The sequence below is a fragment of the Barnesiella sp. CU968 genome (assembly GCF_905219685.1).
GTDB lineage: Bacteria > Bacteroidota > Bacteroidia > Bacteroidales > Muribaculaceae > Lepagella > Lepagella muris_A.
Genome location: NZ_CAJMXD010000042.1, coordinates 1 through 13,122, shown reverse-complemented (window position 1 = coordinate 13,122; position 13,122 = coordinate 1). Strand labels below are relative to the sequence as shown.

Sequence of the window (13,122 nt, the reverse complement as noted above, 5' to 3'; positions counted from 1 at the left end):
GATCAATATAACTTTCCCTGACGGCAGCGTCAGAGAGTTCGAGCAGGGAATAACACCTTTCGGGGTGGCTGAAAGTATCAGTCCCCGTTTCGCAGCCGATGTACTCGCGGCAAAGGTAAACGGAGAGGAGTGGGATATTTCCCGTCCTATAGACGGCGACGCCTCCATCGAGCTTTTCAAATGGGACTCGCCCGAGGGCAAGCATGCATTCTGGCATTCGTCAGCCCATCTTCTTGCCGAGGCACTTCAGGAGCTTTATCCCGGAGTGAAATTCGGTATCGGTCCCGCAATCGAAAACGGGTTCTATTACGATATCGCTCCCGGCGAGCATAAGATTACTTCCGATGATTTTCCGAAAATCGAGAAGAAGATGATGGAACTCGTAGCCAGGAAAGAGGATATCGTCCGCAGAGATATTGCCAAGGAGGATGCACTCCGCATGTTCGGTGACAGAGGCGAGACCTACAAGTGCGAGCTTATAAGCGAACTTGAAGACGGTCATATCACCACTTACACTCAGGGCGCGTTTACCGACCTCTGCCGCGGTCCGCATCTTCCCTCGACATCAGCGATCAAGGCAGTGAAGATTCTTTCTCTCGCCGGCGCCTACTGGCGTGGCGATGAGAAGAGAGATCAGCTTGTGCGTGTCTACGGCATCACCTTCCCGAAGAAAAAGATGCTCGACGAGTATCTGGCACTCCTTGAGGAAGCGAAGAAACGAGACCATCGCAAACTCGGAAAGGAGATGGAGCTTTTCGCATTCTCCTCTACCGTAGGTCAGGGCCTTCCGTTGTGGCTGCCCAAAGGCGCGGCGCTCCGCGACCGTCTTGAGCAGTTCCTCCGCAAGATACAGAAAGAATACGGTTATCTTCAGGTGATAACTCCCCATATCGGCAACAAGCAGCTGTATGTCACTTCCGGTCACTGGGCAAAATACGGCAAGGACTCCTTCCAGCCCATCAAAACCCCGCAGGAGGGTGAGGAATACATGCTCAAGCCCATGAACTGTCCGCATCATTGCGAGATTTACAAAGCCGCACCCCGCAGCTACCGTGATCTCCCGTTGCGTTTTGCCGAGTTCGGAACGGTCTACCGCTACGAGCAGAGCGGCGAACTTCACGGTCTGACCAGGGTTCGCGGCTTCACTCAGGACGACGCCCATCTTTTCTGCGCTCCGGAACAGATCAAAGGTGAGTTCCTGAAAGTGATGGATATAATTCTTTATATATTCAGGGCTCTTGATTTCAAGGATTTCGAGGTTCAGATCTCACTCCGTGACCCTAAGAACAAAGAGAAATATATCGGTTCGGATGAAAACTGGCATCTTGCGGAGAACGCCATTATCGAGGCTTGCGCCGAGAAAGGTCTCAATGCACGTCAGGTTGAAGGCGAGGCTGCATTCTACGGTCCGAAGCTCGACTTTATGGTGAAGGATGCGATAGGCCGCCGCTGGCAGCTTGGAACAATCCAGGTCGACTATAACCTGCCCGAACGCTTCGAGCTTGAATATACCGGTTCTGACAATCAGAAGCATCGTCCGGTCATGATTCACCGTGCGCCGTTCGGTTCGATGGAGCGCTTTGTCGCCGTGCTTCTTGAGCACACCGCGGGCAAGCTTCCGCTGTGGCTCATCCCGGAGCAGTGTGTCGTGCTTCCCATCAGTGAGAAATTCAACGAATATGCAGCTCATGTCGTCAGGGAGCTTGACAAGCATGACGTGCGTGCCATAGTTGATGACAGAAACGAGAAAATCGGCAAGAAAATCCGCGACAATGAGCTTAAGAAAATACCTTATCTCCTCATTGTCGGTGAAAAAGAAGCCGAGAATGAAGAAGTTTCCGTAAGAAAACAGGGCGAAGGTGACAAAGGTACGATGAAAATCATTAACTTTGCAGACGAAATCAACGCCGAGGTGGCAAAGATGACAAACAAATAAGGAAAAAGCTACAAGGCATAAACATAATAAATGGAGAAAAAACCACAATTCAGCGGTCCGCGCCGCCCCATGAGTCCCGCCGGACCCAAGCCGCGTCCCGGACAGCGTCCCCGCAGGGGCAATGAACGAAACAGTCGTGACCCCTATGTGATAAACGAATATATCCGTGCCCGCGAAGTCCGCCTTGTCGGCGACAACGTTGAGCAGGGTGTCTATCCGATCGAGAAAGCGCGTCGCATCGCCGAAGAGCTTGAACTCGACCTTATCGAGATTTCCCCCAATGCGGAGCCGCCTGTATGCCGTATCCTTGACTATCAGAAATTCCTCTATCAGCAGAAGAAGCGTCAGAAAGAGCAGAAAGCCAAGGCAGCCAAGGTTGTAGTGAAGGAAATTCGTTTCGGTCCGCAGACAGACGACCATGACTACAACTTCAAGCTTAAACACGCTGTGGGCTTCCTCAAAGAAGGATCGAAAGTGAAGGCATATGTGTTTTTCCGTGGTCGTTCCATTCTTTTCAAAGAGCAGGGAGAGGTGTTGCTTCTCCGTTTTGCCAATGACCTTGAGGAATACGGCAAGGTGGAGATGATGCCGGTGCTCGAAGGAAAACGCATGACCATCATGCTTACGCCGCTCAAGGCTCCTGCAAAGAAGGATGATTCCAAGAAAGAGGGAAAGAAACCCGAGGCGCGCGAATCAGCAGCTGAAGAAGGTGCCGAATAATAAAAAGAGAGAAACGCCGTTTATAATACGGTAAAGATAAATAGAGACCGTAGGCACTCAGTGCCGAGGTGAATTTTTAAACAACTAAATTTTCAAAACAATGCCTAAAGTAAAGACCAATGCCGCTGCGAAAAAACGTTTCGCGCTCACCGGCACAGGGAAAATCAAGAGGAAACATGCTTTTCACAGCCACATCCTGACAAAGAAAAGCAAAAAACGTAAGAGAAACCTCGATCACACCGCACTCGTGCAGGATGCCAACCTCAAGCAGGTTCGCGAGCTCCTTTCTCTCCGTTAATCCTCATTTCCCAATTTTACTTTTATCAATTTTTATTAACCGAACGTCCAGCTCCGCAAGTGCATATTGATAGATTGCCGCTGACGTTCAAAAAATCAAAAAAAGATGCCAAGATCAGTAAATCACGTTGCCTCACGAGCAAAAAGAAAGAAAATCCTTAAACTCACCCGTGGTTATTACGGCAGCCGCCGCAATGTGTGGACCGTAGCTAAAAACACTTGGGAGAAAGGTCTGACCTATGCTTATCGCGACCGCAAACAGAAAAAACGCGATTTCCGCGCACTCTGGATTCAGCGTATCAATGCTGCCGCACGTCAGGAGGGTCTTTCATATTCCATGCTCATGGGTCTTATCCATAAGGCGGGTATCGAGATCAACCGCAAGGTTCTCGCCGAACTCGCAATGAACAACCCCGCAGCTTTCAAAGCAATCGTAGAGAAAGTCAAAGGTTGATGACTGTCTGACAGATAAGACCTTGAAGGTCTTTAAATAAAAAGGATTTCACGTTCAAAACGTGAAATCCTTTTTATTTTCATTTTTCTGTAAGAAACTCCGATGTCAGTGTGACGGAGCGGCGGAATGCCGACGGTTGCCCCGGAACCGTTATGAAAAGATGGGTTGTTCCCGGCAATACATGGCGCGTCACTTTCACGCCTGATTCCGAAAGTTTACGGCTCATCTCCTCCCCCTGGTCGCGCAGAATGTCGTGGTCGGCGTTTATCATGAGTATCTCGGGAAGAGCGGCGAGTCTTTCGGAAACGGCGCAGAATGGTGATACCAGCGGGTTCTTGCTGTCTCCTCCGGCTATGTAGGCATCGTTGAATGCCTCCATTATGCCGCTGTCAAGTCCATAACCCTCTCCATACCGGTTCCATGAAACGGAATTGTCATTCCACGCCTTGACGACAGGATAAAACAGAACAAGCGATTTCAATGGATATGAGTCATTTCCAAGAGCCGCGCACAGCGCGAGATTGCCTCCTGCGCTGTCGCCCCCCATGGAGATCCGTTTTCCGTCGAATCCGAATTTTACGGCGTTCTGATGCGCCCATCGCAGTGCTTCCGAGCAGAACTGCAGCGCATGGGGGAAAGGGTATTCGGGAGCGAGAGGGTATTCCGCGGCGAGAACCGCGATTCCCGCTTCTCTTATGAGTTCGGAGCAGAAGGCGGCGCAGCTGTTGACACTGCCGAAACACCATCCGCCACCGTGGAGGTATATCAGAAGAGGCAACGGTTCTGCCGTCCCGCCGGCAGGTCTGTAGAGGCGATATCTGCCGTCTATGTCAATGCAGCTCACGTCTTCCGGAGGATTGAATGCGGAGTTTCTTGAGCTCCTCACGCTGTCGAGCGAAGACGAATCACCGCCGACCGCCTTTCTCACCGCAGTCTCCTGTCTTTTCTGCATACCGGCAGGAAGGGAACTGATGAAGGCAGCGGCTTCGCTTTGCATTATGCTGTCGTTGTCCGGTACGATTGTGTGCAGACATGCCATCAGAGAAAAAAGTAATATATTCATTGTGTATCTGTTCGTGTCATAGATGTGTATAAATGCAGGTGCGCAGCACGTGCGAGTCCGCAAATTTACAATATTTTATGTATTCTTTGCACTAAATTAGTTATCTTTGCGATAAATTACAAACATAGCTTTTGCGGAAGTGGAACCGCAGGTTGACCGTGAATCACAAATCAATGATCAGGTTTACAGCCGGTTTCCGTAATCGAGGGAATCCTGGAAAGGAGAGCGGCTCCCCTCATGAAGGGGAAGAGAGATTATTGAGAATTGGTAGGATCGGCATTGTAAAACGTATTATAATCAGTAAAAGAATAAAAGACATGGCAAAGATCGTGACACTCGGCGAGATTATGCTCAGGCTTTCGCCGGAAGGTAATAAAAGGTTTGTACAGGTAGACAGCTTTGATGCCATATGGGGCGGCGGCGAGGCGAATGTCGCTGTAAGCTGCGCAAATTACGGGCTCAACGCATGTTTTGTAAGTAAACTACCGACACACGAGATCGGACAGGCTGCGGTGAACGCGCTGCGCCGTTACGGTGTCGACACGCGTTATATCGCACGCGGCGGAGACCGTGTGGGTATATATTATTGCGAGACCGGGGCTTCGATGCGTCCGTCTAAGGTCATTTATGACCGTGCGCATTCTTCGATTGCGGATGCCGATGCTTCGGATTTCGATTTCGATGAAATAATGAAAGACGCCACCTGGTTTCATTGGAGCGGCATCACCCCCGCCATCTCCGACAAGGCTGCCGAACTCACGCGTCTTGCATGTGAGGCTGCCAAACGACACGGAGTCACCGTGTCTGTAGACCTTAATTTCCGTAAGAAGCTTTGGACAAAAGAGAAGGCACAGAGCATCATGCGCCCGCTTATGCAATATGTCGATGTCTGCATCGGCAATGAAGAGGATGCCGAATTATGTCTCGGCTTCAAACCCGACGCCGATGTAGAGGCGGGAGACACCGGAGCCGAAGGATACAAAGGAATCTTCGAGGCAATGGCAAGGGAATTCGGTTTCCGCTATGTGGCTTCCACACTGAGAGAGTCTTTCTCCGCCACACATAACGGCTGGAAAGCCATGATTTATGACGGGAAAGAGTTTTATGAATCCAAGCGTTACGACATCAATCCTATCATAGACCGTGTAGGCGGCGGCGATTCCTTCTCCGGCGGACTTATCTACGGACTTCTGAACAAAGCCACACAAGGCGAGGCACTGGAGTTCGCAGTCGCCGCCTCCGCTCTCAAGCAGACAATCAACGGTGATTTCAACCTTGCGAGTGTGGAAGAAGTGGAGGCATTGGCAGGAGGTTCCGCCAATGGCAGAGTGCAACGTTAAGCAGAGGTATGGAGCAGTTCAAAGAGGTTTCGCAGAATTACACTCTGCCTGAGGCTATAAGAGAGGCGCAGCGGTGTCTCGGGTGCAAGGTTCCCGGGTGCAAGAAGGGTTGCCCGATAGGCAATGATATTCCCGACTGGATATCTCAGCTCGCGAAAGGAAATTTCGGCAACGCCATAGAGATTATACGCAGCCGCAGCAATCTTCCTGCTGTCTGCGGGCGTGTCTGTGCGCACGAGCGGCAATGCGAGGGTAATTGCGCTCTCGCGAAGTCAGGCAAACACATAAACATCGGCAAACTGGAAAGATTTGTAGCAGATTTTGACAGTGCCGCAGGTCTTGACCATGATATGATACCGGAAAAGACCAAGGGTCAGGTGGCAGTCATAGGCAGCGGTCCGGCGGGTCTGACGATCGCCGGCGATCTTGCCCGCAAGGGTTTCAATGTCGAGATTTTCGAGATGGAGCGTGAAGCGGGAGGCGTACTTCTTTACGGCATTCCGGAGTATCGGTTGCCTAAGGAGGTCGTGCGTCATGAAATAGCGAAGATTTCCGCTCTTGGCGTGAAATTCCATCTTGGAGTCACAATCGGTGAGGACATGACCATCGATGACCTTTTCGCGAAAGGATTCGATGCGATTTTCATAGGCACAGGTGCCGGTCTGCCTAAAAAACTTCCTATCGAAGGCATGAATCATCCCGGAGTGAAGCAGGCATTGCGTTTTCTGCGTCGTGTCCAGCTTTACAATTCCGGGCATATAGACCGCAAGGAGGTAATGGTGGGAGACGGAGACATAACTTATGTCATCGGTGGCGGAAACACCGCCATGGATGCCGCGCGCACGGCGTTGCGCCTCGGCAGCAAGGAGGTGACTGTCGTGTACCGCAAGACTCTCAACGAGATGCGTGCCCTTCGTTCGGAATATGAGGATGCCGTCAAGGAGGGGGTCAGGTTTATGTGGAATTCCAATGTCGTCAAAGTGAACGGCGGGGAGGGAAACAGACTGAGAACTCTCATAATCGAGACTGAAGGGGAAAGGAAGGAGTATCCGGCAGACCATCTCATAGGCGCGGTGGGAAATGCCCCCGCCGCGAGAATCGTGTCAACCACAAAGGGTATAGATGTCGACGGCAAAGGGTATGTGCTTACCCGCGATATGCCATACGGCATGACAACACGTGTAGGAGTGTTTGCCGGGGGAGATGTGTCGGCACAGCCGGCTACGGTGGTTCATGCCATGCGCGACGCCAAGCGTGTTGCCGAGGCGATCGAACAGTATGTCTCCGCCGTCAGACTCCTCGCGGCAATATCCCCGAAAGAGGGGGAGGCATCTTCCATACAATAGAACCCGGTCAATCCAGAAGGGTGAACCTTATACCTTCCCGCAGAAGAATCCCAAGACTTTTGCGGGAAGGTTTTACTATATAGTTCAATCCTTCCTTGTTTGCCTTCAACAAAGGGAGGTCATCATGATGATCAGTTATCACTACAGTGTTTCTGTCGAATACGGCACCTTGTCTGATCACATCCGCAAGCTTCCGTTCCCCGCGGTTTTCCGCCTCGTGCGGTCTGCTTGCCGAAATCACCGATATGCCGGCTTTCGCGGCGAAGGGGCAGGCGTACAGCTCCGGTGCGGCACTGGCAAGAATGGCGCGGCTGCCGGATCTTACTATGTCGAGCACTCTCCGGTTTATCCTGCTGTGCAGAAAGGAGGTAAAGTCATCAAGATCTTTCTCTGTGACCAATCCGCTTGTGCGGGATATGATTCTCTCCTTTGCCTCGTGATGGCTGATAAGGCGTAGTTTACGCCGCATTACGGTCATGATAAGGAAAAGTCGCACCTCGGGGTGTCTTCTGAATACAAACTTTACAAACTCTGTGAAAGAATTGCATTCGACCAGTGTTCCGTCAAGGTCTACAATCACCATATACAAAACAAGCTCTAAATTATAGGATTACAAACCGGGTTTCATNTCTGCCGACCATGGAAACCTGACAAGAGTGGAATTGCGGAAAAGCGCGTAATCCGGGATTATCGCGGTGTGTTTCNGTGTGACGGTTATGACAGCGGACCTGATTTCATTGCTTCCGTACTCTTCGATTGCGTTCAGCACACTGAGGAGTGAGCAGCCGCTGTCTGTCGCGTCATCCACTACAAGCACCTTGTGTCCCCCCTGCAGGAGCATGGCTATCAGTTCGTCGCAGACACTGACTTGCACCGGAGCGGGCTTGAGAATCCGGTCTTTGATTGCAAGCACTTTTGATTCCGCACAGCGCAACGCTATATTGACGAATGCCGGAAGACGGCGTAATATCCGGGACAGCGCGTGTGTCTTGACGGAAGTGCCTGCCCTCTGCGTTTTTATGGAAAACACCGTGTCCGACCCGAAATTGTCAGCGACATAGACCCCGCCTCTCGCTATGCCGACAAGAATGTCGTATTCATAACCCGAAGACTTCACCATTTCTTTCAGTTTAAGGCAAAGTCTTGCAAATTCATGACTGTCGGCTGTCAATACTTTCATATTCCGGTTTAACAAATTTCTGTTTTGAAAGCATACGTTTATTTCCACAGGATGTATGCCCCTCTTCCTCCGATAGAGGTGTAGCGGTAAAGCAGTTTAAGGAGGTGTCTTTGACTGAAGGAAAGGCTCGGGTGGGAGAGAGCCTTGGCAAGAAGCGGTTCCGCAAGTTCCTGGTGCCCCTCGCGTTTGTAGTGGGCTGCAAGAATCGCCCTGCGGTAGTTTATCATGTCTGCGAGCCATCCGCTGTCGTTTCGCACGGCTTTGACCACATTCTCCTCCGCGCGGTCGATTGCACGTTCCCATTCTCCGGCTTTCGAATGGAAGTTCTCGCCGGTTATCGACACCTTCTGAGGATGTATGGTGACAAGAGCCTTGTCAATGGCTATCATCGCCGGATTGCCGAGGAGCATTCGGATTCCAAGTTCCCAGTCGTTCCATGCGTACAGGGAATCATCCCAACCGCCGATATCTCTTAAAAAAGATGTCTTTACCGCAAAACATTGGGTGCTAAACAATGCATGATATATCTGATAACGCCAGTAATTTGCGTTGGAGAACTTGCGTTTTTTAACCGAACCGTCAGGATTGATGATTCTGGCGTTCCAATGCACCAGATCCACTCTGCTGTCTCTGAACGCGGTCATTATCCCTTCTGCGAGAGTAGGGTCCATTTCATCATCGGAGTCAAAAAACATCACGTGTTCCGTGTCGGTCTCCGACAGTCCCCGGTTTCTGGCTCTTGACGCACCGGGCTTGGGTTCTGATATGAGGGATATGGCAAATTCCGGCTCGGCATTCCTGGCGATCCAGCCTTCAACGGCTTTCCATGTGCCGTCGGTCGAACCGTTGTCGACAACTATCACATTCAGAGGGCGCAGAGTCTGTCTTTTGACGCTGTCAAGACATCTGATTACAAGATTTTCCCTGTTCCTTACCGGAATCACGACTGTCAGCCCCTTGTCGGTGGAATTGTTGTTCATTGTGTCAGAGAGTTTCTTTCTTCGTTAAAACTTTCGATTATATAAGGGGGTCTTCTTTTGGTTTCGTTGAAAATCCTGCCGATATATTCCCCGATAATTCCCAATGCAAGCAGCTGCATGCCGCCTAAAAAGAGGATCACGCATATAAGAGTCGGGAAACCGGTCACCACCTCTCCCCAGAGCAGAGTCTTCACAAACATATACACAAGGTATCCGAAAGCCATCAGCGACACGANGATTCCGGCAACTGTGGATATTCTCAGCGGTGTGGTGGTGTAGCTGGTAATGCCTTCGATTGCAAGGTTCACCAGTTTGGCGAGTTTGTAGCTTGACTTGCCGTTTTCGCGGTCTCCACGATCAAATACCACCTCTTTTTTTTCGAAACCCACCCAGCAGTAGAGGCCCTTCATATATCTCTGTGTCTCTCGCAGTCCGGTCAATGCCCTGACCGCCCTGCGGTCGAGAAGCCGGAAATCGCCTACGTTGGGAAGAATGTCGATGTCGCTCATTTTCTTAAGCATATTATAGAAAGAGAGCGAGAGTATTTTTCTCATGGCGCTTTCCTGCCCGCGGCTTGCGCGTTTGCCATACACGTCATCGTATCCCTTCTCCCACCAGTAAATCATTTCCGGCACAACTTCTATGGGATCCTGAAGATCCGCGTCCATTATGACCAATGCATCGCCCGATGCATAGTCCATGCCCGCCAGCATGGCGTTTTCCTTTCCGAAATTCCTTGAAAGATTGACCACGGATACTCTGGAATCTTTTTTTCTTAATTCCCGCATAATCGCGAGAGTGCCGTCGCCGCTGCCATCGTTGACAAACAGAAATTCGAAGTCGTAGACATTCATATCGACAGGATGTGTTGTCCCGGTCTCAGTCCCGGTTTCCTTTACAGAGACCTGATAAGAGGCACGGGTAAACCTGTCAAGTTCATCGTACAGCTTCGGCAGATTCGCTTCCTCGTTATGGCATGGGATAACAAAGCTGATCTTCTTCATATTGCAAATATACGTATTTTTTTTGTTAAAAAGGCATCGGGGTATTGCAAAATTGAACCGCGTGCATTATCTTTGCGTTATAAAACAAAAGCAAGAGAGCTTCGGACTGCTGAATTTGATACACACCTCAGATGACAGCGAGGTAACGAAGATTCAGAAGCCGGTGAAGTTATACCACATCAAAGCTAATTGGGAAACTCATCAAATTTTATAGAAATACCGAGACACTCTTGTCTGTCGATGGCGGGCCCCACGCCGCAAGGCGTTGATTTCGATCGCAGGCGGATTACAAAGATTGGCAAGACCTCAAAACCTGTCGTTCGGAGTTTCGTCACATTCCTTTGATGTGGACCTTAAAAGAGCCGATGAGCGTTCCGCTCACCGGCTCTTTGTTTTTCCGGCGGTTTTATGAACAGCCGGTGTTTATGGACAATATGACAAGCAAACATATACATAAGTTATGAAAGACGTAAAGGAAACGCTTTTGGAGCGCACGAGTGTGCGCAGATACGAGAGAGAGGCGATCGCAGAGGAGACAATGGAGTTTATCTTCGATGCGATCCGCAATACTCCCACATCCTACAACGGTCAGCAATTCTCGGTTATCGACATTTCCGACCAGACGCTGAAAGAGGAGTTATATGCTATAACCGGTCAGAAACAGCTCAAGACATGCAACCGGCTGCTGATATTCTGTTCGGATTATAACAAAATTACGCTTCTTGCCGGGAAGAAGGGGCTGGATATGCCGAAATTCACCGATACGATGGATGGTGTGACGATAGGTATAATTGATGCGTCGCTTGCCATGATGAGCGCGGTTGTCGCCGCTCAGTCTGCAGGTCTCGGTTCTAACTGCATCGGTTATCTTCGTACTGCCGACCCTGCTAAGATCGCCGAGCTCCTCAAACTTCCGAAGGGAGTGTTTGTGGTCTGCGGTCTTGCAATCGGTGTGCCCCGCGAGCAGCCCGATCTGAAGCCGAAGCAGCCGAAGCCGCTGATGATCCACAAGAACCATTACCGTCAGGACAACGACAGGATGGTTGACGAGATGGAGGCTTATGACGAAGTGGTGAAACATTACAACCGTACCCGCGCCGGCGGCACTACCGACAATGACTGGGTCGCCCACATCATCAATTATTATGACCATGCGATGGAATACCGCATTCTTGACTATCTGAAGGATCAGGGCTACGATGTGAAAAAATAATGTGTCACCCCTGTTTTAATTCTTAAAAAACCTTAACGGTTAAACCAAATGCGCTGAAGATTGTCTTAATTATAGGTAATTGTCGCAGACGTTGCCGAAAATAATAAAACAATGCTTAGCGACAAAAACGGAGCAGGCCTGCGGGCTTACTCCGTTTTTCATTTTAGAATTCAGAACTGAAGTGGAAGCGGATCTTGGGGAAATCCGACTGCGCCATCTGCAGCACATAGTTGCTGTCGGCAAGGAATACGTCACGACCGTCCTTGTCGGTAGCCATGAACTGATGCTTTCTTTTCTTGAAGGCTTCGAGAGCCTGCGGATCATCGCTCTCTACCCAGCATGCCTTGTAGAGGCTTATGGGCTCCCAGCGGCATTGCGCGCCATATTCGTGAAGAAGACGGTACTGGATCACTTCGAACTGAAGCTGACCTACTGTGCCTATGATTTTTCTTCCGTTGAACTGATTGGTGAACATCTGTGCCACACCTTCATCCATCAGCTGGTTTATACCTTTGTCGAGCTGCTTGGATTTCATCGGGTCGGCATTCTCGATATATTTGAACATCTCCGGTGAGAAACTCGGCAATCCCTTGAAATGTAGGATTTCACCGGAAGTCAGAGTGTCTCCGATCTTGAAATTGCCGGTGTCGGGTATGCCGACTATGTCGCCAGGATATGCCTCGTCAACGATATTTTTCTTCTGAGCCATGAAAGCAGTGGGAGCGGCGAACCGCATCATCTTTTCGGAGCGCACATGGCGGTAATTGACATTGCGTTCGAATTTTCCCGAGCATATTTTCACAAACGCGATACACGACCTGTGGTTTGGATCCATGTTGGCGTGAATCTTGAAAACGAAACCTGAGAATCCCTCTTCCTGCGGTCTTATCTCCCTTTCCTGTGCCATGATAGGTCTCGGAGCCGGTGCGATTTTTACGAAACAGTCAAGAAGTTCCTTGACGCCGAATGTGTTGAGCGCGGATCCGAAGAATACCGGCGCGACATCTCCACGAAGATATTCCTCGGGATCGAAGTCGGGATACACACCCTCTATAAGTTCAAGATCTTCGCGGAGTTTGTCGGCATCCTGCTGTCCGACAAGTCTGTCTACTTCCGGAGAGTTGACATTGTCGATCTCGATGCGCTCGCTGATGGTCTGTTTCGAAGGGGTGAAGAGGTCGAGTCCATGTTCATAGAGATTGTAGACACCTTTGAATTTGGCACCTATGTTGATCGGCCACGAGAGTGGTCGCACGGAAATCTGCAGCTCCTTCTCCAGCTCATCAAGAATATCGAAGGGGTCACGTCCCTCGCGGTCAAGCTTGTTTACGAAAATGATGACAGGGGTTTTTCTCATGCGGCATACCTCCATCAGTCTTCGTGTCTGGGTCTCCACGCCCTTTGCCACATCGACCACAATTATGACCGAGTCTACGGCGGTCAGAGTGCGGAAAGTATCTTCCGCGAAGTCCTGGTGACCCGGAGTGTCGAGGATGTTTATCTTGTAGTCGCCATAATTGAAGCCCATGACCGAGGTCGCAACCGAGATGCCTCTCTGCTTCTCGATTTCCATCCAGTCGGAGGTGGCT

Annotated in this window: 13 protein-coding genes; 7 read left to right on the top strand and 6 right to left on the bottom strand. The window is 50.4% G+C overall.

Going from position 1 to position 13,122, the window contains the following annotated elements; translation table 11 throughout:
* Position 1: 1 nt before the first annotated feature.
* The 4 genes from thrS to rplT all read left to right on the top strand — a co-directional run bounded on the left by thrS (position 2) and on the right by rplT (position 3,407).
* On the top strand, positions 2-1,936 hold the full coding sequence (thrS, locus tag JX312_RS03200; RefSeq protein WP_239653786.1) for a threonine--tRNA ligase: 1,935 nt from the start codon (positions 2-4) through the stop codon (positions 1,934-1,936).
* Between the two features lie 69 nt (positions 1,937-2,005).
* Positions 2,006-2,656, top strand: a complete 651-nt coding sequence (gene infC / locus JX312_RS03195; protein ID WP_123405529.1) for a translation initiation factor IF-3 — start codon at positions 2,006-2,008, stop codon at positions 2,654-2,656.
* A gap of 100 nt (positions 2,657-2,756) precedes the next feature.
* Positions 2,757-2,954: a 50S ribosomal protein L35 gene (gene rpmI / locus JX312_RS03190; protein ID WP_123405429.1), complete on the top strand. Its 198-nt coding sequence runs from the start codon at positions 2,757-2,759 to the stop codon at positions 2,952-2,954.
* Positions 2,955-3,059: 105 nt separating this feature from the next.
* Entirely contained in the window at positions 3,060-3,407 is a 348-nt protein-coding gene (gene rplT / locus JX312_RS03185) for a 50S ribosomal protein L20 (protein ID WP_123405431.1), read from the top strand.
* Positions 3,408-3,486: 79 nt separating this feature from the next.
* Here the strand turns inward: rplT and JX312_RS03180 are convergent, their stop codons facing one another.
* Positions 3,487-4,470, bottom strand: coding sequence for an alpha/beta hydrolase (locus JX312_RS03180; RefSeq protein WP_204457050.1), 984 nt, complete (start codon positions 4,468-4,470; stop codon positions 3,487-3,489).
* Positions 4,471-4,787: 317 nt separating this feature from the next.
* Here JX312_RS03180 and JX312_RS03175 point away from each other — a divergent pair, with 317 nt between their 5' ends.
* Together JX312_RS03175 and JX312_RS03170 are read left to right on the top strand one after the other, a co-directional pair.
* Positions 4,788-5,810 carry a sugar kinase gene (locus tag JX312_RS03175; RefSeq protein WP_124029647.1) on the top strand — a complete coding sequence of 341 codons (1,023 nt, stop codon included), beginning with the start codon at positions 4,788-4,790 and terminating at the stop codon, positions 5,808-5,810.
* An 8-nt stretch (positions 5,811-5,818) separates the two neighbouring features.
* Positions 5,819-7,156, top strand: coding sequence for an NAD(P)-dependent oxidoreductase (locus JX312_RS03170; RefSeq protein WP_172469589.1), 1,338 nt, complete (start codon positions 5,819-5,821; stop codon positions 7,154-7,156).
* Positions 7,157-7,163: 7 nt separating this feature from the next.
* Here JX312_RS03170 and JX312_RS03165 read toward each other — a convergent pair whose 3' ends face one another.
* The 4 genes from JX312_RS03165 to JX312_RS03150 form a co-directional block, all read right to left on the bottom strand.
* Positions 7,164-7,739, bottom strand: coding sequence for an HAD family hydrolase (locus tag JX312_RS03165; RefSeq protein WP_124029608.1), 576 nt, complete (start codon positions 7,737-7,739; stop codon positions 7,164-7,166).
* A gap of 27 nt (positions 7,740-7,766) precedes the next feature.
* Positions 7,767-8,336, bottom strand: coding sequence for a phosphoribosyltransferase (locus JX312_RS03160; protein ID WP_204457049.1), 570 nt, complete (start codon positions 8,334-8,336; stop codon positions 7,767-7,769).
* 38 nt (positions 8,337-8,374) lie between these two features.
* The gene (locus tag JX312_RS03155) at positions 8,375-9,316 is read right to left on the bottom strand and encodes a glycosyltransferase family A protein (RefSeq protein WP_124029610.1); all 942 of its coding nucleotides are present in this window, start codon (positions 9,314-9,316) and stop codon (positions 8,375-8,377) included.
* A complete protein-coding gene (locus JX312_RS03150) occupies positions 9,313-10,320 on the bottom strand; it encodes a glycosyltransferase family 2 protein (protein WP_204457048.1) in 1,008 nt (335 codons plus the stop codon). The genes JX312_RS03155 and JX312_RS03150 overlap by 4 nt, the downstream gene beginning before the upstream one ends.
* A 460-nt stretch (positions 10,321-10,780) precedes the next feature.
* Here JX312_RS03150 and JX312_RS03145 point away from each other — a divergent pair, with 460 nt between their 5' ends.
* Complete coding sequence (locus JX312_RS03145) at positions 10,781-11,533, top strand: nitroreductase family protein (protein WP_128707785.1); 753 nt, start codon at positions 10,781-10,783, stop codon at positions 11,531-11,533.
* Positions 11,534-11,696: 163 nt separating this feature from the next.
* Here JX312_RS03145 and JX312_RS03140 read toward each other — a convergent pair.
* Positions 11,697-13,122 (bottom strand): peptide chain release factor 3 (locus JX312_RS03140; protein WP_204457047.1); only part of this gene is annotated, 1,426 nt, incomplete at its 5' end.

What these genes read in the sequence shown, in the direction of transcription:
- infC (WP_123405529.1), top strand. Translation starts at nt 2,006, where the DNA reads ATGAGTCCCGCCGGACCCAAGCCGCGTCCCGGACAGCGTCCCCGCAGG.
- rpmI (WP_123405429.1), top strand. Translation starts at nt 2,757, where the DNA reads ATGCCTAAAGTAAAGACCAATGCCGCTGCGAAAAAACGTTTCGCGCTC.
- rplT (WP_123405431.1), top strand. Translation starts at nt 3,060, where the DNA reads ATGCCAAGATCAGTAAATCACGTTGCCTCACGAGCAAAAAGAAAGAAA.
- JX312_RS03180 (WP_204457050.1), bottom strand. Translation starts at nt 4,470, where the DNA reads ATGAATATATTACTTTTTTCTCTGATGGCATGTCTGCACACAATCGTA.
- JX312_RS03175 (WP_124029647.1), top strand. Translation starts at nt 4,788, where the DNA reads ATGGCAAAGATCGTGACACTCGGCGAGATTATGCTCAGGCTTTCGCCG.
- JX312_RS03170 (WP_172469589.1), top strand. Translation starts at nt 5,819, where the DNA reads ATGGAGCAGTTCAAAGAGGTTTCGCAGAATTACACTCTGCCTGAGGCT.
- JX312_RS03165 (WP_124029608.1), bottom strand. Translation starts at nt 7,739, where the DNA reads ATGGTGATTGTAGACCTTGACGGAACACTGGTCGAATGCAATTCTTTC.
- JX312_RS03155 (WP_124029610.1), bottom strand. Translation starts at nt 9,316, where the DNA reads ATGAACAACAATTCCACCGACAAGGGGCTGACAGTCGTGATTCCGGTA.
- JX312_RS03145 (WP_128707785.1), top strand. Translation starts at nt 10,781, where the DNA reads ATGAAAGACGTAAAGGAAACGCTTTTGGAGCGCACGAGTGTGCGCAGA.